Source organism: Paenibacillus naphthalenovorans (genome assembly GCF_001465255.1).
GTDB lineage: Bacteria > Bacillota > Bacilli > Paenibacillales > NBRC-103111 > Paenibacillus_G > Paenibacillus_G naphthalenovorans.
Genome location: NZ_CP013652.1, coordinates 2784358 through 2805822, shown reverse-complemented (window position 1 = coordinate 2805822; position 21465 = coordinate 2784358). Strand labels below are relative to the sequence as shown.

Annotated in this window: 20 protein-coding genes and 1 pseudogene; 18 read left to right on the top strand and 3 right to left on the bottom strand. The window is 53.1% G+C overall.

The window, feature by feature from the left end; all coding sequences use genetic code 11:
- Positions 1-57: 57 nt before the first annotated feature.
- Both IJ22_RS13855 and IJ22_RS13850 read right to left on the bottom strand, forming a co-directional pair.
- Positions 58-843 carry an ABC transporter ATP-binding protein gene (locus IJ22_RS13855; protein WP_062409246.1) on the bottom strand — a complete coding sequence of 262 codons (786 nt, stop codon included), beginning with the start codon at positions 841-843 and terminating at the stop codon, positions 58-60.
- Positions 844-939: 96 nt separating this feature from the next.
- Entirely contained in the window at positions 940-1443 is a 504-nt protein-coding gene (locus IJ22_RS13850) for an NUDIX domain-containing protein (RefSeq protein ID WP_054819708.1), read from the bottom strand.
- Positions 1444-1587: 144 nt separating this feature from the next.
- Here IJ22_RS13850 and IJ22_RS13845 point away from each other — a divergent pair, with 144 nt between their 5' ends.
- The 9 genes and pseudogenes from IJ22_RS13845 to IJ22_RS27275 all read left to right on the top strand — a co-directional run.
- The gene (locus tag IJ22_RS13845) at positions 1588-2061 is read left to right on the top strand and encodes an ACT domain-containing protein (protein WP_054819709.1); all 474 of its coding nucleotides are present in this window, start codon (positions 1588-1590) and stop codon (positions 2059-2061) included.
- 17 nt (positions 2062-2078) lie between these two features.
- Complete coding sequence (locus IJ22_RS13840) at positions 2079-3365, top strand: homoserine dehydrogenase (protein ID WP_062409245.1); 1287 nt, start codon at positions 2079-2081, stop codon at positions 3363-3365.
- A gap of 124 nt (positions 3366-3489) precedes the next feature.
- Positions 3490-4470 (top strand): homoserine kinase, encoded by a 981-nt coding sequence (gene thrB / locus IJ22_RS13835; protein WP_062409244.1) that lies wholly within the window; start codon positions 3490-3492, stop codon positions 4468-4470.
- The gene (pheA, locus tag IJ22_RS13830) at positions 4467-5351 is read left to right on the top strand and encodes a prephenate dehydratase (RefSeq protein ID WP_062409243.1); all 885 of its coding nucleotides are present in this window, start codon (positions 4467-4469) and stop codon (positions 5349-5351) included. The genes thrB and pheA overlap by 4 nt, the downstream gene beginning before the upstream one ends.
- A 6-nt stretch (positions 5352-5357) precedes the next feature.
- Positions 5358-6236: a branched-chain-amino-acid transaminase gene (gene ilvE / locus IJ22_RS13825; protein WP_062409242.1), complete on the top strand. Its 879-nt coding sequence runs from the start codon at positions 5358-5360 to the stop codon at positions 6234-6236.
- 204 nt (positions 6237-6440) lie between these two features.
- Positions 6441-8918 (top strand): LysM peptidoglycan-binding domain-containing protein, encoded by a 2478-nt coding sequence (locus IJ22_RS13820; protein WP_062409241.1) that lies wholly within the window; start codon positions 6441-6443, stop codon positions 8916-8918.
- Positions 8919-9074: 156 nt separating this feature from the next.
- Positions 9075-10103: an IS1595-like element ISPana1 family transposase gene (locus tag IJ22_RS13815; RefSeq protein ID WP_062409240.1), complete on the top strand. Its 1029-nt coding sequence runs from the start codon at positions 9075-9077 to the stop codon at positions 10101-10103.
- 177 nt (positions 10104-10280) lie between these two features.
- Positions 10281-10925: a DUF6518 family protein gene (locus tag IJ22_RS13810; RefSeq protein ID WP_062409239.1), complete on the top strand. Its 645-nt coding sequence runs from the start codon at positions 10281-10283 to the stop codon at positions 10923-10925.
- A 157-nt stretch (positions 10926-11082) separates the two neighbouring features.
- A pseudogene (locus IJ22_RS27275) lies at positions 11083-11515 on the top strand (transposase); the annotation flags it as partial.
- A gap of 148 nt (positions 11516-11663) precedes the next feature.
- Here the strand turns inward: IJ22_RS27275 and lepB are convergent.
- Positions 11664-12212 (bottom strand): signal peptidase I, encoded by a 549-nt coding sequence (gene lepB / locus IJ22_RS13795; protein WP_062409237.1) that lies wholly within the window; start codon positions 12210-12212, stop codon positions 11664-11666.
- 133 nt (positions 12213-12345) lie between these two features.
- Between lepB and IJ22_RS13790 the strand changes: the two genes are divergently transcribed.
- From IJ22_RS13790 to tgt, 9 genes are all read left to right on the top strand, one after another.
- Positions 12346-13050, top strand: a complete 705-nt coding sequence (locus IJ22_RS13790) for a BofC C-terminal domain-containing protein (protein ID WP_062409236.1) — start codon at positions 12346-12348, stop codon at positions 13048-13050.
- Between the two features lie 117 nt (positions 13051-13167).
- Positions 13168-13824 (top strand): hypothetical protein, encoded by a 657-nt coding sequence (locus tag IJ22_RS13785; protein WP_062409235.1) that lies wholly within the window; start codon positions 13168-13170, stop codon positions 13822-13824.
- A 141-nt stretch (positions 13825-13965) separates the two neighbouring features.
- On the top strand, positions 13966-14634 hold the full coding sequence (locus tag IJ22_RS13780; RefSeq protein WP_062409234.1) for an HNH endonuclease: 669 nt from the start codon (positions 13966-13968) through the stop codon (positions 14632-14634).
- Positions 14635-14817: 183 nt separating this feature from the next.
- A complete protein-coding gene (gene ruvC / locus IJ22_RS13775) occupies positions 14818-15321 on the top strand; it encodes a crossover junction endodeoxyribonuclease RuvC (protein ID WP_062409233.1) in 504 nt (167 codons plus the stop codon).
- The gene (ruvA, locus tag IJ22_RS13770) at positions 15318-15956 is read left to right on the top strand and encodes a Holliday junction branch migration protein RuvA (protein ID WP_062409232.1); all 639 of its coding nucleotides are present in this window, start codon (positions 15318-15320) and stop codon (positions 15954-15956) included. The genes ruvC and ruvA overlap by 4 nt, the downstream gene beginning before the upstream one ends.
- Positions 15957-16017: 61 nt before the next feature.
- On the top strand, positions 16018-17022 hold the full coding sequence (ruvB, locus tag IJ22_RS13765) for a Holliday junction branch migration DNA helicase RuvB (protein WP_062409231.1): 1005 nt from the start codon (positions 16018-16020) through the stop codon (positions 17020-17022).
- Positions 17023-17070: 48 nt separating this feature from the next.
- Positions 17071-19227 carry a SpoIID/LytB domain-containing protein gene (locus IJ22_RS13760; RefSeq protein WP_235594130.1) on the top strand — a complete coding sequence of 719 codons (2157 nt, stop codon included), beginning with the start codon at positions 17071-17073 and terminating at the stop codon, positions 19225-19227.
- A 10-nt stretch (positions 19228-19237) separates the two neighbouring features.
- On the top strand, positions 19238-20287 hold the full coding sequence (queA, locus tag IJ22_RS13755; RefSeq protein WP_054819013.1) for a tRNA preQ1(34) S-adenosylmethionine ribosyltransferase-isomerase QueA: 1050 nt from the start codon (positions 19238-19240) through the stop codon (positions 20285-20287).
- A 33-nt stretch (positions 20288-20320) separates the two neighbouring features.
- On the top strand, positions 20321-21454 hold the full coding sequence (gene tgt / locus IJ22_RS13750; RefSeq protein WP_062409230.1) for a tRNA guanosine(34) transglycosylase Tgt: 1134 nt from the start codon (positions 20321-20323) through the stop codon (positions 21452-21454).
- Positions 21455-21465: the final 11 nt, after the last annotated feature.

Here is a 21465-nt window from a genome sequence, read left to right as displayed (position 1 = left end):
AATCGGACGCTGTAGTGCTTGATTTGCCGGGCCTGCGGCCCGGCTTTGTCAAGAGGCTTACACTACGGCAAGCCAAGCCCGGCCGTTTCGGAAGCGCACCTCCACCGGCATCTCGTAGAAGTCGGATAGCGTACCGTCGGTAAGCAGCTTCCCGGTTTCTCCGGCTGCGAACATCTCACCGCGGCGCAGCAAGAGGACGTGGGTGAAGACGGGCAGAATTTCCTCCGTATGATGCGTGACATAGAGCATGGTAGGGGCATCAGGCCGCTCCGCCAGGCCCGCAATGCTCGACAGTAGCTGCTCCCGTGCAAAGAGATCGAGTCCGTTGCAGGGTTCGTCGAGAATCAGCAGCCGTGGATTGGCCATCAATGCACGGGCGATCAACAGCTTCTGCTTCTCCCCTTGGGAGCACGTTTGGTATGTCCGGTCCCACAGATGTGAGCAGCCCAGCCGCTTCATCAGCTCCGAGGCTTGTTCATAGTCCTTCTCGTCGGGTTTATCGTATAAACCGATGGTGGCGTATTTGCCGCTCAGTACAACGACCTGCGCTTTATCGCTGGCGTATAGTTTTTCCTGGAGCGAGGAACTGACCCAGCCGATCGATTTGCGCATCTCCCGCAGATCGACGGACCCGTACGTTTCCCCAAGAACGCTGATGACGCCTGTGGTTGGCCACAAATAGCCTGTAATCATATTCAGCAGCGTTGTTTTACCGGAGCCGTTGAGCCCGAGCAAAGCCCAATGCTCTCCTTTGCGGACCTTCCATTCGATGCCGCTCAGCAGCGTTTTGTCGTCCCGGCGGTAGCTGAGATTTTTCACTTCAATCGTATAGGCCGTATTCACAACTGTTTTTCTCCTCTCTTCTTGTCCGATGTTCTCCCTCAAGCGCTTTTACTTTATTCAAGCAGCGGCCGGGCTCTTTTTCAAGCCGCCGCCTGCTCACACCTGCTGCGGGTCCGCAAGTTCGGTCCAGTGAACCGTTGCCTTTCCGTCTCCGTCATAACCGGCCGTTCCAACCCACACATGACGGCTTGGACCCCGTTCTAAATAATGCTCCAGCAAACGATGAAAAATAAAAGGGATTTCTCGGTTCAGCACCTGTTCGCGGGGGATCCAATGGAGCTCCCCTTCTTCCGTCAGGCCCACGTCGCGCCGCAGGGCGCTGGCTGTATAAATAAACTGCTGCCGGACCTCCTTCTGGTTCAGCCGAATCAGGATGTACTGCAGCCTGAGGTCGGCGATATCTTCGGGAAGCAGTCCCGTCTCCTCGTGAATTTCTCTGAGGATGGCGGCTTGAGGGTCATTGATTTCCTCCGGCTCCAAATGTCCTCCGACTGCGGCCCACAGACCTGGTGAAAGGGTGCGTGTCAGTGACCTTTTCATCATCAGCAAATCATTATCGTGAAAAAGAAGCGCAGTAGCGATCATGCGGGCTCGAATCAATCCGGCTCTCTCCTTTTGGCGCATTTATGCTTCTTTACCAATTTATCATATTTTGCATGGGAAAGCCTATTGCCCGAACACTGCTTTTTACGTTATAATGTCCACTAGGTAAAAACAATCGTCTTTATAGAGAGGACTGTTACCGTGCCGGACAAACATGTCGCAGAGGAAAAGACGGATGGCGTCGAGCGTTATTTCTTGGTGCGCGAGGATATTTTGCCGGAGGCGCTGATCAAGACGGTGCAAGCCAAGGAGCTTCTGGCCCGCGGAGAAGTGAAGACGATTCACGAAGCGGTGGAGCAGGTCGAGCTGAGCCGGAGCGCCTTCTATAAATACAAGGATGGCATTTACCCGTTAAGCAAGCTCGACCGTGAGCGGATCGTCACGATCTCCATGGATTTGGAACACCGTTCGGGTATTTTGTCCCGGGTTCTTGCCCTAATTGCGGGACTCGAGGGCAATGTGCTGACGATTCACCAGACGATTCCGCTTCAAGGAGTGGCCAATGTGGTCATTTCCGTGGAAACGTCCATGATGGGCGAGAATGTCGCTTTTCTGCTTGACAAGCTGCGGAGCCAGGAAGGCGTCAGCCGCGCCGCGGTTGTCGGGCAGGGCTAATGATAAGGAGGAAGCGTATGAAACCGATCAAAGTAGGATTACTTGGTCTCGGTACCGTAGGAACCGGGGTCGTTCGCATTGTAGAAAACCATCAGCACGATTTGCTCAGCCAGTCAGGGTCTCCGATTGAAATCGCCAAAATATTGGTGCAGAATAAAAACAAGACCCGCAATATCAGCGTGTCTTCGGATATACTGACGGAAAATCCGTGGGATGTGGTCGAAAACCCGGAAATCGACGTCATTGTTGAAGTCATGGGCGGCATTGAGCTGTCGAAGAAGCTTATTCTGACCGCCCTTGATCACGGCAAGCATATCGTTACGGCCAATAAGGATTTGATGGCGCTGCACGGGCCGGAGATCTTGGCGAGGGCGGCGGAAAAACGATGCGACGTGTTCTATGAAGCGAGCGTAGCCGGAGGCATTCCGATTATCCGTACGCTGGTCGAGGGCTTTACGTCCGACCGGATTACGAAGATCATGGGAATTGTCAACGGTACGACCAACTATATTTTAACGAAAATGAGCCAGGAAGGCGCGGCTTATGAGGATGTGCTTAAGGAGGCACAGCAGCTCGGGTATGCCGAGGCTGACCCGACCTCCGACGTGGAAGGATTCGATGCCGCAAGGAAAATGACCATTCTGAGCACACTCGGCTTCCGGGCAAACGTGGCGCTCTCCGATGTAGAAGTAAGAGGCATTTCGAAGGTAAGCAAGGAAGATATTGCCTATGGCAAACGTCTCGGTTATGAAGTGAAGCTGCTCGGCATTGCCGAGCGTCAGGACGACGCTATCAGCATCAGCGTGCAACCGACCATGGTCAAGCATTCGCATCCGCTCGCATCGGTTAATGGCGTATTTAACGCCGTATACGTGTACGGTGAAGCGGTAGGCGAAACAATGTTTTACGGCCCGGGCGCAGGCGAAATGCCGACGGCGACTTCGGTGGTGGCCGATCTTGTGGCGGTCGTCCGGAATTTGAATCTCGGGATCAACGGCCGCCGCGGATTCGTCCCTTACAAAGAAAAGAAGCTCAAAACCGACGAACAGATCGTCTCGAAAAACTTTATCCTGCTCCATGTAGAGGATAAGGCGGGCGTATTGGCGCAAATTACCCAGGTGTTCGCCGAATACGAAGTCAGCTTGGAGTCGGTGCTGCAGCACCCGAATCGCACGAATTCGCTGGCTGAAATTATTGTCATTACCCACGACGCCAACAAAGCCGCTATGACTAAAGTGCTGAAGCGGTTCGAGTCGATGGACGTCGTTCAAGCGATCAAGAGCGTATATCGGGTTGAAGGCTAATCAATTTTTAAGATACGTTGGACTGCTGCGAAAGTATAGCGCGGGAGAGCCGATGATCAGCAAAGGCTTTTGAAGCGGCGGATGGAAGCGATTCGGAAGCCGAAAGGGTAGGAGCGATTAAGAAATGGAGAACAGCAGCAGGAAAGTACTCGTTAAGGTGCCGGCCAGCACGGCGAATCTGGGCCCCGGCTTCGATACGCTGGGCATGGCGCTGGACTTGTATGCATGGATTGAGATGGGCTTTGCCGAACAAACCGTCATTGAGTTCTTCGGTGATCAGGTCAAGGGTGTGCCGGCGGATAAGAGCAACCTTATCTATAAGGTGGCGCAGATGGTGTTCGAGCGGGCCGGTGTAAGCCACCCGGAGCTGTACATCGGCATGTACAGCGAAATTCCGTTGACACGCGGCCTCGGCAGCAGCGCATCGGCCATTGTGGGGGCGCTCGCCGCGGCCAACGCGCTCATCGGCAGTCCGCTGTCCGATGACGAGCTGTTCCAAATGGCGACGGGCTTGGAGCAGCACCCCGACAACGTCGGGGCGTCGCTGTTCGGCGGACTTGTCGTCGCGTTCTGGGACGGCACGCGGGCGGAGCACATTCGCGTGGAACCGCACGGACAGCTGGAAGTGCTGGTCGCCATCCCTCACTTCCAACTGTCGACGGAAAAGGCGCGGGGCGTACTGCCGCGCGAGCAGAGCCTCGAGAATGCCGTTTTCAACGTCGGCCATTCGTCGCTGCTTGTCGCCGCCCTGTGCACCGGGCGGCTCGATATGATCGCATGCGCCATGAAGGACGCGCTGCATCAGCCTTACCGGGCGGCCCTTGTGCCCGGTCTGGGTCAAATTCTCGCCGAAGCGACGGACCGCGGTGCCTTGGGCGTGGCTCTTAGCGGCGCGGGTCCGACGATCCTCGCGCTCGTTGACCGGAGAAGCTCCCGCAAAGCGGAGCTGGAGCGGTTCATGGTGGACACGCTGAGGAAGGAGGGGATCGACGCCACGACCATGTGGCTGAACCCGGACAAGCACGGTGTACAAGTGCACCCGTTGACACCTGAAGATGAAAGGTGTACATTACTGGAAAAGATAAAAGGAGAGGTTCGTGCATGAAGCGAGTATCCCTCCTGGGTCCAGGCACGTTCACCGAGGAATCCGCCCATTACTTTCTCGGCAAAGACGGGTTTGAATATGTGAACTGCAAGTTGATCGCCGATGTATTCCGCGCGACCGTGGACGGAACGACCGATTTCAGCGTCATTCCGATCGAGAATACCTTCGAGGGCTCGGTCAGCCTGCATGTGGATTGGCTGGTCCATGATGTGGACCTGCCAATTCAAGCGGAATGGGTATACCCGATATCCATTAATCTGCTTTCCATTCCTGCTGTGGAGAATGAGCCTGACGCATTCGAGAAGAGCTGCGGCCGGATCCGCAAAATCTATTCACACGGTGTGACGCTGGCCCAGTGTCAAAAGTTTTTGCGTGAGCATCTGCCGCATGTGGAGCTGGAGCAGGTCGGCAGTAACGGCGAAGCCGCCAGACTGGTGAGGGAACTGAATGACCCGGCTATAGCGGCGCTGGCTCCTCAGGCCGCGGGCGAGCTGTACCGTTTGCAGACGCTTGCCGCAGGCGTACAGGATCATCAGAACAACTACACCCGGTTCGTACTGATCGGCCGCGAGAAGCCGGTCATGAAAACATCGGCCGGCTGCAAAACGACAATCCTCGTGACGCTGCCCGAGGATTACCCGGGCGCACTGCACCAGGTGCTGTCCGCGTTTGCCTGGAGACGGATCAACTTGTCCAAAATCGAGTCGCGTCCAACCAAGAAAAAGCTGGGGAATTATTTTTTTTATATCGACATTGAGGCTTCTATGGACTCCGTATTGCTCCCGGCAGCGCTTCAAGAAATTGAAGCGATCGGCTGTCAGGTGCGCATCCTGGGTTGTTACCCGACTTACTCCTATGAGTCCGAAACTTCGGAGGTGTAATCAGACGTGGCGCAAGTCATCTACCTAAATGGGGAATACGTCAACAAAGAAGACGCGAAAGTATCGGTTTATGATCATGGTTTTTTGTATGGCGACGGCATTTTTGAAGGGATTCGGATTTACAACGGGAACATTTTTAAATGCAAGGAGCATCTGGACCGGTTGTATGACTCGGCCAAATCGATCATGCTCGACATTCCTTTGAAGCAGGACGAGATGCAGGCCGTTCTCGCGGAAACGATTCGCCGCAACGGGCTGCGGGACGGATATATTCGTCTGGTGGTTTCCCGGGGTCCCGGGGACCTGGGACTTGACCCGAGACGCTCGCCCAAAGCGAATGTAATCATCATTGTGGAACAGCTGTCGATTTATCCGGAAGAAGCTTATGTGAACGGTCTGAAAACGGTATCCGTCTCGACACGGCGCAACGTTCCGGATGCGCTTAACCCGAAGATCAAATCGCTGAACTACCTGAACAACATTTTGGTCAAAATCCAGGCGAACCTGGCCGGCGTAGGCGAAGCGATCATGCTCAATTCCCAAGGTTATGTGGCCGAAGGTTCATCGGACAATATCTTCATCGTGAAGCGCGGCGTTGTATATACTCCGCCTTGCTATTGCGGTGCGCTTGAAGGCATTACGCGTGGCGCCATTATCGAAATTTGCGGCAAATTGGGGTATACGGTCAAAGAAGAGCCGTTCACCCTGCATGACGTCTATGTGGCGGACGAGGTGTTCTTTACCGGTACAGCGGCGGAGGTCATCGCGGTTCGCGAAGTCGATGCCCGCATCATCGGCGAAGGCAAAGCCGGTCCAATCACCACCCACCTGCTGAAGGAATTCCGCAAGCTGGTCGAGATTGACGGCCTGAAGGTTTACGAATAATGGATAAGCGAGGACCCGTCTAAGACGGGTTCTTTTTGTTATCCCGGAAAAAGCCGCGATTTTTTCTGGAATTCGATGGTCAAATGCCCACTTTGCTGCATAAACTGTAATATCATTTTGTTTCGCATCGTTTGCGTGCGGCGAGACACAGCGGACGTTACCCGAACGATCATACTTCCGCAAAATTTGAAGGAGGTTTATGCAGTGAAGATTCATATCGTAAAAAAAGGCGACTCTCTCTATGAGATCGCTCAAAAGTACCATGTCGAGCTCGACAAGCTGATTGCGGCCAATCCGCACATCCCTGACCCGAACGTGCTTGACATCGGCACGAAGGTGAAAATCCCTGCTTCGCCGAAATCGATTACGCCGCCGACGGATTATTTGTATAAACACATCGCCGTGCAGGGGGATTCGCTCTGGAAGTTGGGTAAAGCGTGGGGTATTCCGCTGGCAGATATGATCGCCGCCAACCCGCAGCTCAAAAACCCTAATGTTTTGATGACAGGCGAAGCCATTTATATTCCGAAGCTGAGTGCGGCCCCGTCACAGAAGCTGAGTACGGGCGTCAAACCGAAAGCGGACACGTCTCAGATTATTCCCGAAGCTCCGCTTCCGGTGGAAGAACCGCCGGCAGCGGAGCAGGAGGCAGAAAAGCCGAGCATAGAGATTCAGCATGAGCCTTCCAAGGAGCAGCCGAATGTGCTCCAGGCGGAAAAGACTCCCGAACAGCCTAACGTAGAGATACAGCAGCAGTCTTCCAAGGAGCAGCCGAATGTGCCGCACATTCAGTCGGCCCCGCAGTGGCCTTATGTGGAGAAACAGAAGGAGCCTTCGAAAGAGCAGCCGAATGTACCGCACATCCAGGCGATCCCGCAGATACCGAACGTGGGAATACAGCAGGAGCCTGCGAAAGAACAGCCGAGTGTGCCGCACATCCAGTCGGTTCCGCAGTGGCCTAACGTAGGGATATTGCAAGAGCCTTCGAAAGAGCAGCCGAATATACAGCACATCCAGTCGGTCCCGCAGTGGCCTAACGTGGGAATACAGCAGGAGCCTGCGAAAGAACAGCCGAGTGTGCCGCACATCCAGTCGGTTCCGCAGTGGCCGAACGTAGGTATACAGCAGGTGCCCTCGTATGAGCAGCCGAATGTGCCGTACCTCCAGGCGATTCCGCAGTGGCCGAATGTGGGTATACAGCAGGTGCCCTCGTATGAGCAGCCGAATGTGCCGTACATCCAGGCGATTCCGCAGTGGCCGAATGTGGGTATACAGCAGGTGTCCTCGTATGAGCAGCCGAATGTGCCGTACATCCAGTCGGCCCCGCAGTGGCCGAACGTAGGCATACAGCAGGAGCCTTCCAAGGAGCAGCCGAATGTGCCGTACATCCAGTCGGCCCCGCAGTGGCCGAACGCAGGCATACAGCAGGAGTCTTCCAAGGTGCAGCCGAATGTGCCGTACATCCAGTCGGCCCCGCAGTGGCCGAACGCAGGCATACAGCAGGAGCCTTCCAAGGAGCAGCCGAATGTGCCGTACATCCAGTCGGCCCCGCAGTGGCCGAACGTAGGTATACAGCAGGAGCCTTCCAAGGAGCAGCCGAATGTGCCGTACATCCAGTCGGCCCCGCAGTGGCCGAACGTAGGCATACAGCAGGAGCCTTCAAACGAGCAGCCGAATGTTTCTCCATTTGACGCCATTCCGCAAATCCCTTACTTGGGCGTCCAGCAAGCGCCAGCCATAGAGCTTTCCAATATCTCGCCCTCTTATGGGGTTCCGCAGTGGCCGAATACGGCGCATGCACTGACGGCAGTGGAGAGTAATGAGCCGTTCGGGTTACATGAGGCTGTCTTGCCTCATTACACGGTGCCGCAATCGGATTGGCAGACGGGGATTCATTCGGGAGCGGGGAACCTGCCGCCTTCTTCCGATTTGTTTCAGCAATATCATGTGCCGGCGACGGAAGTCATGGCTCACGATACGGAATCGTCCAAAAGCAAAGGAAAAGAAGAAGAATGGAAGCAGCCGGAGCACCTGCCGTTGCCGCCCGTGCATACAATGCCGACGGCCGAATCGCTTCCTGCGCTGCCGAATCTGCCTTCAAGCTCGGAGATCCCGTATTATACTCCCCATGCGCCTCTTCCTTCATTTCCTTACGTGGAAGGACCGCATTTGGGAGGAGGTTGCGGATGCGGCAAGGGTCAGCCTCAACTTCCCTACGCGTTGCCTTTGGCGGCAGGCTATCCCGGTATTCCTACGGCGGGAGATCCGTTCTTATCGTATCCGATTCATCCTTATGGCGTGCCGATAGCGCCTTACGGAACCGGTGGTTATTCTTCATTCGAGCCGTTAGCGGCAGTCAACGCTTATCCGGGAATTTCGCCGTACGCGGACACGGCCGGTCCGGGATCCCCCCTTAATGTACCCTATCCCTGGGGCGGGCAGGACTGGGGCGGGCAGGAGGCTTACGGTTACCATGACCAATCCAAAGGGGATAAGGAAAAATCCCGGGAGGAGAAGGCGGAGGTTTCTCAAACGGGACCTCAGCCGGTTCCCAGGCAGTCCAAAGCCTCTGCGAAACGGAAATCGCCGCGCGTTTCGATCAGCAGTCTGATCAAACGCCATAACCGAAGAACACGGAAAACGGAAACAGTGAGAAAGGCGTCTCCTTGGATAAATAATTAAAATGCAAGGGGGTGTCCCATAAGTCACCGAGGTGACGGGGGTACCCCTTTTTCATTTTTGTAAAACAAAGGCTCTGTTAAAGGTACATGTTGATATTTGATACCTGCCCAAATCTTTATATAATTAACATAGGAACAAGTATTCGGGGGGTTATAGGTGAGCAAAGCGTTTAGAAACTTGTTAAAATATATCGACAAATTACCACACACCCAAAAAGAGCAAGTCTATCAATGGGTTAAATGCTATGTCGAGCCTTCTTCCTCTGCTGGTGGTCGTTTAATCAATGAAATAAGAGAAACTCGCTTCAAGGAAGGATTTGAATGTCCTCATTGTTCATCAGAACACGTTGTTCGGTTCGGAAAATATAATGGTCGACAACGGTATCGCTGTAAATGTTGTGGCAAAACCTTCACTGACACAACCAATACCGTCTTGTACCGTACCCGAAAAGGCAACGAATGGATTACATTTGTTGATTGTATGTTCAAAGGATATTCCCTGCGAAAATCGGCTGAAGTCGTAGGAGTTACTTGGGTTACACTTTTTTATTGGAGACACAAACTGTTAAACGCCTTGAAACAAATGGATTTTGACCATTTTGAAGGTATCGTTGAAATTGACGAGACCTATTTCCTGTACTCTCAAAAGGGGCAACGTGGCATTACTGACCGTAAACCTCGCAAACGTGTCGGTAAATCCAAGCATAGAGGGATTAGCCACGAACAGGTTTGTGTTCTTGTTGCCAGAGACCGTACAAAAGCAACTGTCTCCAAAGTTGCTTGTATGGGTCGGGTTGTGAAAACTAAGGTTGATAATATGATTGGTTCTAAACTAACTTCTGATAATGTACTCGTTACTGATGCTTGGAGAGCTTACAAAACCTATGCAAAAGAAAAAGGTTTAGAGCATTACCGAATTAAATCAAATGACGGTAAGCACGTTATTAAAGGTTTGTATCACATCCAGAATGTAAATGGTCTCCATTCTCGTATGAAACAATGGATAGACCGCTTTAAAGGTGTGGCTACAAAGTATCTTGACAACTACCTTGCGTGGTTCTTGTTTGTAGATAGTCGTAGTAACGAAAGCACTAATCAGCATATTAAAGAATTTCTATTAACATCATTTGTATATGAAATGACTGACACTTATGACAGTTTGAGGCTATCAAAATTCAATGTGTAATCCTTATTCAATTAACGAAGCGGATTTGCTCAACAAGAAGTCACAATAGGAATGTTCTCCTGCTGTAAAATATAATTAGACGTATTAATGTTCCAGAAAATAAAACAAAAATCAGAGGATTAATATCCATTAGCAGATAAATGTGAATAATGATTATTTATATTTGGGAGGGTATAAATGAAAGACTTCTTGAATGAAATTCGAAGACCAATAAATATATCGCTATCAAGAAAATTTTTATATTCGACTTTAATATTTATCGCAGGGATTATTTTAGGCATAATTTCAAAGTTACTTGATGAAACCGCCAGTAATTTATTACCATATTTTCTTGAAACGTTGGATTTAAGGAACTTCTTTTCTCGTATGGGGGTTTGGATTTTCCTTGCGGTGCTAATATCTGTGTATTGCAAATCACCTATTAGGTCTGCTATAAATGTTTTTTTGTTTTTTGTAGGCATGGTAGGTAGCTATTATCTTTATACTATTTTGATAGCTGGTTTTTTTCCTAAATCATATATGATGATTTGGATTATCATGACTATTATCTCGCCATTTTTGGCTTTTGTATGTTGGTATGCAAAAGGGAAAGGTATAATTGCTATTTCTATTTCATCTATAATAATTATGTTTATTTCAAGACAGACTTTTGCATTTGGGTTTTGGTATTTTGATATTTTAAACACTTTGGAATTGTTGCTCTGGATAGCCACGATTTTTGTTTTATATCAGTCTCCAAAACAGATAAGCAAAGTGACTACCATAGGATTGCTTCTTTACTTTGTAACTGCTCAAACAAATTTATTCTGGGGAATGTTGTAGGAAACCTAATGCCTTGGGGTTTCCTTTATTTTGATATAATTATCAACATTGAAATATAACAGAGCCAAAACAAAAAGAAGCCAAACCTTGGTAAAATAGAAGTGACGAGCAACCATTCAAAGGAGGGCTTCTTATGTACATTCAATATAACATGGATGCCGATGCAGGATATGGTGGAGAAGAAAACTACGCCTATTTGGAACAAGAAGAAGTTCAGGCCATTGTCAAATACAGCACCTACCACAAAGAGAAGTTGAAGAAATGGCAAACGGACATCAGCAAAATCGACAACTGGCACTACGACGACGAAACCGATACGTGGACAATGTCCAGGCGGACAAACGCTGGACTTTCGTTATGAGAGCACGCGGGAAAAGCTGCGAAGTGAGGAAGGCTACGCGTTGTCGGTTCGACGTATGATCGAACCGGAGAGTGTGTTTGGACAAATGAAAAACAACCGGAACTTCCGGCGTTTCCTGCTTCGCGGCTTGCCCAAAGTGAGCCTGGAGGTCGGGTGGCTTTCCCTTGCCCATAATTTATTAAAGTGGGCGGCGATGAACCAAAAAGGTCGAGTAAGAGAGTACGTATAGCCCCCTACTGACCTTTTTTTCTGTATGGAAACGAGAAGTTAAGAAAACAGGGCCGTCCCTGCGTAGTTAAAAACTACTTATGGGACGGCCCCTTGTTTTGAATCCCTGTTCAATGATCTGAACAGCCGTCATCCGCTGGGGGCCAGATTCAGATTTTTATGCCCAAAATATGACTGAACGGAATGAAGCCGATCTCGCGGCTGTCCTTACTGTGATTGCGATTGTCTCCCATCACGAAAATATTTCCTTCCGGTACAGTCCACTTCCGATTGGGCTCAGGCTGCATGGCTTCTTTCAAATACGGCTCTTCCAGCAACTCGCCGTTTCGGTACAGCTTGCTGTTTTTGAGCTCGAGCACGTCTCCGGGCTTACCGATGACACGCTTCACATACATGTTCGGATCGTTATCCCCGCGAATCCAACGAAGCAGCGGATGCTCGAGCACATCGTCCTTGAAGGAACGCACGCGGTCGACCCTGCTGTCTATGATAACAATGTCGCCGTAATCGGGCTGGTAACCAAACGTATGCGACAGCTTGGATACATAAATACGCTGTTCGTTATGCAGAGTGGGATCCATGGAATGGCCCAGTACTTTCGTCGGTTGGAATACAAACAAACCGATCAAAATCGTCAGCACGAATGCGGCGGCAAGAGAGCGAACCCAGGCCCAAATTTCTTTCATGACCGGTTGCATCGGGAACGGATCCTTCCTTTCAGTGTGTTAGTTGCTGGTTTCGTCCTAAGTATACATCCAAATAGTATAAGAGTCGATCCTTACGGGAAAAATAGTAAAAACAATCCAGCATTTAAAGACAGAAGGGGATCGAATGAATTTGCTCAGCTTCTGGAACCAGTTTAAAAAACAATTGAAAAAAAAGCTGCGTGTCAGGCGCCGTTGGATGAATTTGGCGGGTTTTCTGTTTGTGGCAGGCACACTTGCCGCCGGTATCTGGCTGTTCAGTGACCGGTTGGCGGGACCTGCGGCTTGGAAAGAGCAGGAACAAGCAGTATTCGGCCGGAACATGAAGGAATTTAGGCAGCCGGAGGATGAGGTCCTTAAGATGGTGGCGGGAATGGACGGCCAAAGGGAGGCCTACATGAAAAAAGCTTATGTATGCGGCGAGGAGTTTCAACGGCTCGGTATGATGAGTTCGACGGATATATTGGCCTATCACCGGACACATCCGTCCTATAAGGTCAGCCTGGATGAAGGAAACAAAGTCTATTTTACGGAAACGGTGGACGACTTGTCTCCACAGTGTAAAGAAAACGCCTACTTCGGACTGGATACAAAAGGGAATCTTTCTCTGTTCGAGGGCGTGCCTGGATCCGGCGGGGAAAGTATAATCAGGACGTTTTTCCAGCTAAACATTGAGCACTTGGAAAGCAGTCTTCCGCGGGAAACGGTGAAGCAGCTGTATCGCGGAATCCGGGTAAGAGATCTGGATGATTACAACAGCGTGCTCTCGACTTTGAGCGATTACGCGATGGAAGAGACGGAGAATGTGCTGCAAAAATCATCCAATCGTTAGCCGGTCGGGCAGGACTGCAAATCAATGCCGTGCTGCAACCTTTCCACGGGAAGTTGCGTTTATTTAGGTAAGGATGAGACGCTTCATCCGACACTTGGATCGGAAGGGGATGGCGTGATGAAACGAGCCGTATTACTTGGTCTGCTTGCGGCCGGTCTGCTTGTTCTTTCGGCCTGCACTCCGAAAGCGCCTGGCCATGTCCCGCCTTCCCCGGAAAACCCGGCAGCGCAGCCGACTGATGCCGATGCTCCAAATAAAGAGGGGCAAGCATCGGATGTGGCGGAACAAGCCCGCAAAGCCGTTCAAGCGCTGAAGGAAAAGAATCTGAAGCTCTTGTCCGGTTTGGCGCTCCCGGACAAGGGAATCCGGTTTTCGCCTTACGGGTTTGTCGACACCCGGAATGATCTTGTGTTCAAGCCGGAGCAGCTCAAGGAGCTATTTACCGTCAAAACCGTTTATGAGTGGGGCGTTTACGACGGATCGGGCGAACCGATCCGACTGACTTTTGCTGATTACTATGCCAAATTTATTTATGACGCGGATTTTGCAAAAGCGCACCAAACCGCTGTCAATCGGCAGATCGGGCAAGGCACGACGCGTTCCAATCTCACGGAAGTGTATCCCCCGGACCGGTACTCGTTTGTCGAGTTCCATTTTGAGGGCTTCGAGGCGCAGTTTGAGGGCCTTGACTGGAGGAGTCTGCGGCTCGTTTTTGAAAAAAACAATAACATTTGGCAATTGGTCGGGATCATTCACGACCAGTGGACTATATAACCGGAGGGATGGCTGTGGCCGCCCTTTTTTTGCTGTGCGGAGATCTTTATGAAAGCTGTGGTTGCTCCGGAAGCAAATCTGATATAATTGAAAAATGTCAGGATTAGGGAAGAAGGCGATCCAAAGGAGAGGAGGGCGGCTATGCAACCGGGCGCGCATTGCCTGCTGCACAAGCCTTGCAGCCGGTGCGGACAAACGAAATATTATCTTCAGTTTCCCACCAAAGGCTCCAGAAGATCTCGGAACGGGGCAAGAAAAAATATTTGCCGCAAGTGTGCGAGAAAGAAAGCAAAGCCGAAGCTTTCGGATATCGAAGCGCTTGGCGTGAAGGAGCCGACGCATGCCGGTGCTGCGGAAACGATGGAGACGCCGGCGAGACGGTTAGCCCCTCCTGCTCCGCCTCCTTCAAGCAAAGAAGGCGCGGCAAAGCTGCTTCGGCGGGACCGGCAGGGCATCATCCGGATGAGAGGAAAAAGCAATAACGGCAAGCGGTGGATTCAGGACATCGATTGGAGCTTGGCGGTGCTGCTCGTGGAGCAGCGGGCTGCAGTTGTCTTGAATCCCTACATGATCCGGAGACTGTACAGCAACGACGATTTCCGCAAAATGATCCTGCAGCGGGATAGATACACCTGCTACTACTGCGGTGAAATCGGCGATACGATCGATCACATCGTGCCGAAATCCAAGGGCGGCCATACCACGCCTGTCAACTGCGTTTGTTCCTGCTACGACTGTAATCAGAGCAAAGCCGACCAAGACGCGGACCGCTTTATCGGAGGGCGCGTTTCGGAAGGAAGAAGAGAATAATCTTCGTTTATTTGTTGCTAATCCGCCGGTTTCATTCAAGCCTCCAGAACTTTTTCGGCTTACTGAACGTTTTGCCGCACGGCGTATTCATCCCTCTCATTATCTGATATAATGGCAATGGAATACATATGTTCGCTTATTGGAAAAGCGGCGAAAAGAGCAGAGCAGGGGAGTTGCGCAAAGGTGCGGATTTTAGGCATTGATCCCGGGATCGCCATTGTCGGTTTCGGATTTATAGATAAACAAGGACATAGGCTGGTGCCGGTCCAATACGGCTCGATCCAAACGGAAGCCCATACGGCTGACGCCCAGCGCCTGAAGCAAATCTATGAAGCGGCAGTTCAACTGATAGATAAATACAAGCCTGATGCGGTGGCGATAGAGAAGTTGTTTTTCAACCGCAATGTTACGACGGCTTTAACCGTTGGTCAGGCGCGCGGCGTGCTGATGCTGGCTGCGGAGCAGAAGAGCCTGCCGATTGGAGAATATACTCCGCTTCAAGTGAAGCAGGCGATTGTCGGTTATGGAAAGGCGGAAAAGAAGCAGGTGCAGGAGATGGTGCGGATGTTTCTGCATCTAACCGCAGTGCCCAAGCCCGATGACGTGGCCGATGCCCTGGCCGTCGCGATCTGCCACGCTCATTCCTCAGCTTTACAACAAAAATTGAACGGAGCCTATAAACGATGATTGACTTTTTGAGAGGAACGGTAGCCCACCGGGAAGCAGATTACGTCGTGCTGGACGTGCAAGGCGTGGGGTACCGTGTTTTTTGCGCCAATCCTTATGCCGTAGCCTCTGGAAAGGACGGCGGCGAAGTCACGATGTACATCCATTATCATGTGCGGGAGGACGCGCACCTGCTTTTCGGGTTTACGTCCCGGGAGGAGCAGTCGCTCTTTCGCCTCCTGCTGGATGTCAACGGCATCGGTCCGAAGGTGGCCATCGGCGTGCTTGCCGGCGGACGTCCGGAAGTGATTGCTTCGGCCATACGGCAGGAAAACCTTGCGTTTCTCACGAAGCTTCCGGGAATCGGGAAGAAAACGGCGCAGCGGATGGTGCTTGATCTCAAGGACAAGCTTGGGGCATTATCCTCTGCCGATGAAAGCTCTGCCGTTCACGGCATAGAGGTTGCGGCGGCTGCCCTGGCAGGCGGCGGGGCTTGGGCCGAGGCCAAAGCGGCGCTGCTGGCGCTCGGATACACCGAAGCGGAAGCGGACCGGGCCGGCCAAATCGTCAAGCCGAAGCTCAAGGGTGATGAAACGGCGGATGCCGTAACGAAGCTGGCCCTGCAGGCGCTGTATCAGCAATCCCTGATGAAATGAGAACACCCGGATAAGGGCTTGCCCGCCAGGCAGGCTTGAACCCGGAGAAAGGAGCTGCAAGATGGAAGACCGCATCATTTCGGCAAACCTGATGATGGAAGACCAGGGGATGGAGTTCAGTCTACGGCCAAGGTACTTGGCGGAATATATCGGCCAATCGCAGGCGAAGGAAAATTTGAAGGTATACATAGAGGCGGCCAAAATGCGCAAAGAGGCGCTTGACCATGTGCTGCTGTACGGCCCTCCCGGCCTGGGCAAGACGACGCTGTCAAACATTATCGCCAATGAGCTGGGCGTCAATCTGCGCACGACATCGGGACCTGCGATTGAGCGTCCTGGCGATTTGGCCGCCATTCTGACGAATTTACAGGAAGGCGACGTGCTGTTCATCGATGAGATTCACCGGCTTCACCGGACGGTGGAAGAGGTGCTCTATCCTGCAATGGAGGATTACGCGCTCGATATTATCATCGGCAAAGGGCCCAGCGCCCGTTCGGTGAGGCTGGATCTGCCGCCGTTTACGCTTGTGGGCGCCACGACCCGCGTGGGGCTGCTGTCGGCGCCTCTGAGGGACCGCTTCGGCGTCGTAAGCCGCTTGGAGTACTATACGGTGGATGAACTTTCTTACATCGTCAGCCGGACCGCTGACATTTTGCAGGTTGAGATCATCGGCGAAGCCTCCCGTGAGATCGGGATGCGTTCCCGCGGTACGCCACGGATCGCCAACCGGCTGCTGAAGCGCGTCCGCGATTTCGCACAAGTCAAGGGGGACGGCATCATCACGCTGGAGATCACCCGGGCGGCCCTTGCCAGCATTCAAGTCGACGCGCTCGGTTTGGACGAAATCGACCATAAAATGCTCCGCGCCATTATTCTCGGCTTTCAGGGCGGCCCGGTCGGACTGGATACGATAGCCGCTTCGATCGGTGAAGAAAGCCAAACGATCGAAGATGTATACGAGCCGTATTTGCTGCAAATCGGCTTTCTTCAACGCACCCCGCGCGGCCGCATGGTAACGGCCAGCGCATGCAAGCATCTGGGGCTGCCTATGCCCAGCCGTTCCTGACCTGACGGAGAGGGACGAGTAACCGTACGGTTGGAAAGGGGAATATTCATGATGAAAGGTATCAAACGGCCGTTCTTGTCGGAGGAAGCGTCTTCGGGAGCTTCCAATCAGGCCGTACGACCGCTTTGCGGCATCGTATTGAAAATGACGGCTGCGGCGGCGCTGCTGCTGTCCGGAAGCATCGGTGCGCCGGAAGCCGCTCTGGCTGCGGCGCCGGCCATTCCGGCAGCACAAGCGGCCGTACCGAAGCTGGATACGATCCGTGTCGCGCTGTTTATTGATACGGGCAAATACGTCAGCCGTGCGTCAGCCGTGACGCTGTCCGCCGATGCCGGACTGACGCTGAGCCTGCGGGGAGCCGCGGGCGTCACGCCTGCCTATCAGGCGGCGGCGAAGGAACAGGTCCGTGTGTCCGCGGACGGCTATTATGCGCTGCTACCGGAAACGGCCAGCGCCGCTGAAGCCCGGACACAAGCGCAACAGGCCGCAGCTGGCGGAGCCGATGCCGGCATCGTGCAGAACACAGCGCGGGGCAAGCAGGCCTATCGCGTATATCTTGGTCCTTTCGCGACCAAGGAAGAGGCGGCCGCAGCCGCGGCAGCGAGGCCGGGCGCGGTACTCGCGGGCCCGCTGCGCTGGAATGCGGGCACGTATGCCGCAGCCGCGGAAGCACAGGCGCAGGCGGCAGCTATCGCGCAGGCCGGGTTCGACGCCAACGTAGCGCAGCTGAGCGCAGGAAGCTATGCCGTGCTGGTCGGCGGCGCCGCAGACAGCGCGGGGCTTGAAGCATTAAGGGCCCAAATCGCTGCGGCGCTGCCTGCGGTAGTATTGACGCCGATGGATGCCGCTCAGGGCTATGTGCTTCTGCGCACGGAGCTTGCCGCCGATGCCGATAGTGCAGCGCAGCCGCTGACCGCAATGGTCTTTGGCGGAAACGCAAAGCTGTGGGCGGCTTCCAACGATCCTCAGGGTGCAGTCTATGTCAAAGAGCGCTTTGGGCGGATGTACCGCGGCGGCCTCGAACTGTCTCTTCACAACCATAGGCTGGCCGTGATCAATGAGCTGCCTTTCCAGCAGTATTTGTATGCGGTTCTCGGCTCCGAGCTCAACCCGGCTTGGCCTATAGAAGCGCTGAAGGCTCAGGCGGTCGCCGCTCGCACCTATGCGCTGAAGCAAGGCGTGAAGTATCAGATCGCCCATGTTTCGGATACGACACTGGATCAATCCTACAAAGGCATGGCTGTGGAATTTCCGGCTGCGCTCCAGGCGGTCGATTCAACGGCCGGAGAGGTGCTGACTTATAACAATGCTCTGATCGATCCGCTTTACTATTCCAATGCAGGCGGGCAAACGGCAGACTCCACCGAGGTATGGGGCAATGAAGTAGCTTACCTGAAAAGCGTTTCTTCTCAGGATAAGGGAGCCGAAGAGGGCAAAAAGAAGTGGTACCGTATCGTGCTTCCCAATGGCATGTCCGGGTATATTCATTCCGATTATGCACGGGATACGGGACTGAAAAACCCGGCAGGCCTGCCTTATTACGAATCCGTGCAGGACGGGGTGAATGTCCGCCCGGCTCCTTATGTGGATAATGCAGGCAATGCAGCGGTGTTTAAGGTCGATGTCCGTGACCGTTTCGTTGTGATCGGCGAGGAAACGGAATCCAACGCCTATGCCTGGATTCGCGGGCCTTATGAGGCATCGGAGATGAAAAAGCGGTTAGGTTCCGCGATGACCGCGGGCGGGGAGCTGCAACGGCTGGAAGTAACGAAGCGCGGCGTTTCCGGAAGGGCGCTTGAGGTTGCGGCGAACGGGCAGCCGCTGGCTGCCGCATATCCCGATGCGCTTCGGACGCTTCTGGGAGGATTGCCCAGCACGAAGTTTGAAATTGAAGAAACAGGACGGTATACTATATTGGGAGCGGACGGAACCGTTCGTACCCAATCCTCCTCCGCACAGCCGGTTTATACTTCAGGAGGGGGTCAGACGGTGCAGGAGCACCGCGATGAGGAGCTGTTCTTGCTGAACGCGGACGGAACGGTTCGGGTTGCAACCCGGAGCCCGCAGTTTGTTTTTCGGGGAACCGGCTTTGGCCATGGTTTGGGCATGTCCCAATGGGGGGCCAAAGGGTATGCGGAGCTCGGCTACGATTACCACAAAATACTCCAGACTTACTATATAGGGGTCTCGATTTCCAAGGGATGAAACGATAACGATGCAGGTAGATTTGTTCGATTACGATCTCCCCGAGTCGCTGATTGCGCAGACGCCGCTTGCCGATCGCACGGCATCGCGGCTTCTGACGCTCGATAAGCGCACCGGACGGATCGGCCACCACAGGTTTGAACAATTGGAGCAATATTTGCAAGCCGGGGATGTGCTGGTGTTAAACGACACAAGGGTCATTCCAGCCCGGCTTTTTGGCGTGAAGGCGGATACGGGCGCAAAGGCGGAGGTACTGCTGCTGAAGCCGTTGGAAGGGGACCGCTGGGAAGCGCTGGTCCGTCCCGCCAAACGGCTGAAAGTGGGCGCACGCCTTCATTTTGGCGGCGAAACCGGCGAACAAGACTCTGCGCCGCTGCTGACGGCCACGGTTGAATCCGAAGGGGATATGGGCAGCCGGGTGCTTCAATTTAGCTACAAAGGCATTTTTAATGAAATTTTGGACAGGCTCGGTCATATGCCGCTGCCGCCTTACATTAAAGAACAGCTTCCCGAGAAGGAGCGCTACCAGACGGTGTACGCCAAACACCGGGGGTCAGCCGCAGCGCCGACGGCAGGGCTTCATTTTACAGAGGAATATTTGCATAGGCTGGAACAAAAAGGTATACAATTAGCCTATGTTACGCTGCATGTCGGGCTGGGCACCTTTCGGCCGGTCTCCGTCGAAAACGTGGAAGAGCATGAAATGCATAAAGAGTATTATGAGGTTTCCGAAAAGACGGCCGAAGTAGTCAATGCGGCCAGGCAAAAGGGAGGACGGGTTGTCGCTGTAGGCACGACCTCGGCCAGAACGCTGGAATCGGCCGCGCGAGAAGACGGTACTTTGGTGTCCGGAAAGGGGTGGACAGGTATTTTTATATACCCCGGCTACCCATTTCGTATTGTCGATGCGCTGCTTACCAACTTTCATTTGCCCAAATCGACATTGTTGATGCTGATCAGCGCCCTTGCAGGAAGAGAACGTGTACTGGCCGCTTACAAAGAAGCCGTGGAGCGGGAATACCGCTTTTTCAGCTTCGGCGACGCCATGTTCATTTATTAGATCGAGGCAATGCCCGGAAAGAAGTGATTTTTAATGGCTATCACCTATGAACATATCAAAACGTGCAAACAATCCGGAGCCAGACTCGGCCGGGTTCATACCCCGCACGGGATCGTGGAGACCCCGGCCTTCATGCCGGTAGGCACACAGGCCACCGTAAAAACGATGAGTCCCGAAGAACTCAAGGAGATGGATGCGCACATCGTTCTCAGCAATACGTATCACTTGTTTCTCCGTCCCGGACACGACATCGTGAAAGCGGCGGGAGGGCTGCACCGGTTTATGAACTGGGACAGGCCGATACTGACCGACAGCGGCGGATTTCAAGTGTTCAGTCTTAGCGAAATGCGCAAAATCAGCGAAGAAGGCGTGCAGTTCCGCTCGCATCTGAACGGGGACAAGCTGTTTATTTCTCCGGAAAAATCGATTGAAATCCAGAATGCGCTCGGCGCCGATATTATTATGGCTTTCGATGAATGCCCGCCGTATCCGGCGGATCACAGCTATGCCAAACAATCGCTGGAACGGACGACCCGTTGGGCGGAACGCTGCTTGAAAGCGCACAGCCAGCCGGAGGAGCAAGGGCTTTTTGCTATCGTTCAAGGGGGCATGTACGAAGATTTACGCAAACAAAGCGCCGCCGAGTTGACTTCCATGGATTTCCCGGGGTATGCTATTGGAGGGCTGAGTGTGGGCGAACCGAAGCATCTGATGTTTGAGGTGCTGGATTATACTGTTCCTCTGCTGCCTTTCGGCAAGCCCCGTTATTTGATGGGTGTAGGTTCCCCGGATGCGCTGATAGAAGGCGCCATTCGCGGCATCGATATGTTCGATTGCGTTCTTCCGACGCGCATTGCCCGTAACGGGACCGTGATGACCAGCTCTGGAAGGCTTGTGATCCGAAATGCCAAATTTGCGGAAGATTTCGGCCCGCTTGATCCGGAATGTTCCTGTTACACCTGCCGCAACTATTCCCGCGCCTACGTCCGTCACTTGATTAAGGCCGATGAAACGTTCGGTATCCGGCTTACGACGTATCATAACCTCCATTTTTTATTAGAGTTGATGCGTGGGGTGCGCCAGGCGATTCGCGAGGACCGGCTGCTTGATTTTCGCGACGAGTTCTTCGCCCGATACGGAATCGACGAAAACAGCAAAGGGTTTTAACCAATATTACA

Bases quoted from the DNA above. Each gene is read 5' to 3' on its own strand.
- IJ22_RS13840 (WP_062409245.1), top strand. From the start codon at position 2,079: ATGAAACCGATCAAAGTAGGATTACTTGGTCTCGGTACCGTAGGAACC.
- thrB (WP_062409244.1), top strand. From the start codon at position 3,490: ATGGAGAACAGCAGCAGGAAAGTACTCGTTAAGGTGCCGGCCAGCACG.
- pheA (WP_062409243.1), top strand. From the start codon at position 4,467: ATGAAGCGAGTATCCCTCCTGGGTCCAGGCACGTTCACCGAGGAATCC.
- IJ22_RS13810 (WP_062409239.1), top strand. From the start codon at position 10,281: ATGAAAGACTTCTTGAATGAAATTCGAAGACCAATAAATATATCGCTA.
- lepB (WP_062409237.1), bottom strand. From the start codon at position 12,212: ATGCAACCGGTCATGAAAGAAATTTGGGCCTGGGTTCGCTCTCTTGCC.
- IJ22_RS13790 (WP_062409236.1), top strand. From the start codon at position 12,346: ATGAATTTGCTCAGCTTCTGGAACCAGTTTAAAAAACAATTGAAAAAA.
- IJ22_RS13785 (WP_062409235.1), top strand. From the start codon at position 13,168: ATGAAACGAGCCGTATTACTTGGTCTGCTTGCGGCCGGTCTGCTTGTT.
- IJ22_RS13780 (WP_062409234.1), top strand. From the start codon at position 13,966: ATGCAACCGGGCGCGCATTGCCTGCTGCACAAGCCTTGCAGCCGGTGC.
- ruvA (WP_062409232.1), top strand. From the start codon at position 15,318: ATGATTGACTTTTTGAGAGGAACGGTAGCCCACCGGGAAGCAGATTAC.
- ruvB (WP_062409231.1), top strand. From the start codon at position 16,018: ATGGAAGACCGCATCATTTCGGCAAACCTGATGATGGAAGACCAGGGG.
- IJ22_RS13760 (WP_235594130.1), top strand. From the start codon at position 17,071: ATGATGAAAGGTATCAAACGGCCGTTCTTGTCGGAGGAAGCGTCTTCG.
- queA (WP_054819013.1), top strand. From the start codon at position 19,238: ATGCAGGTAGATTTGTTCGATTACGATCTCCCCGAGTCGCTGATTGCG.
- tgt (WP_062409230.1), top strand. From the start codon at position 20,321: ATGGCTATCACCTATGAACATATCAAAACGTGCAAACAATCCGGAGCC.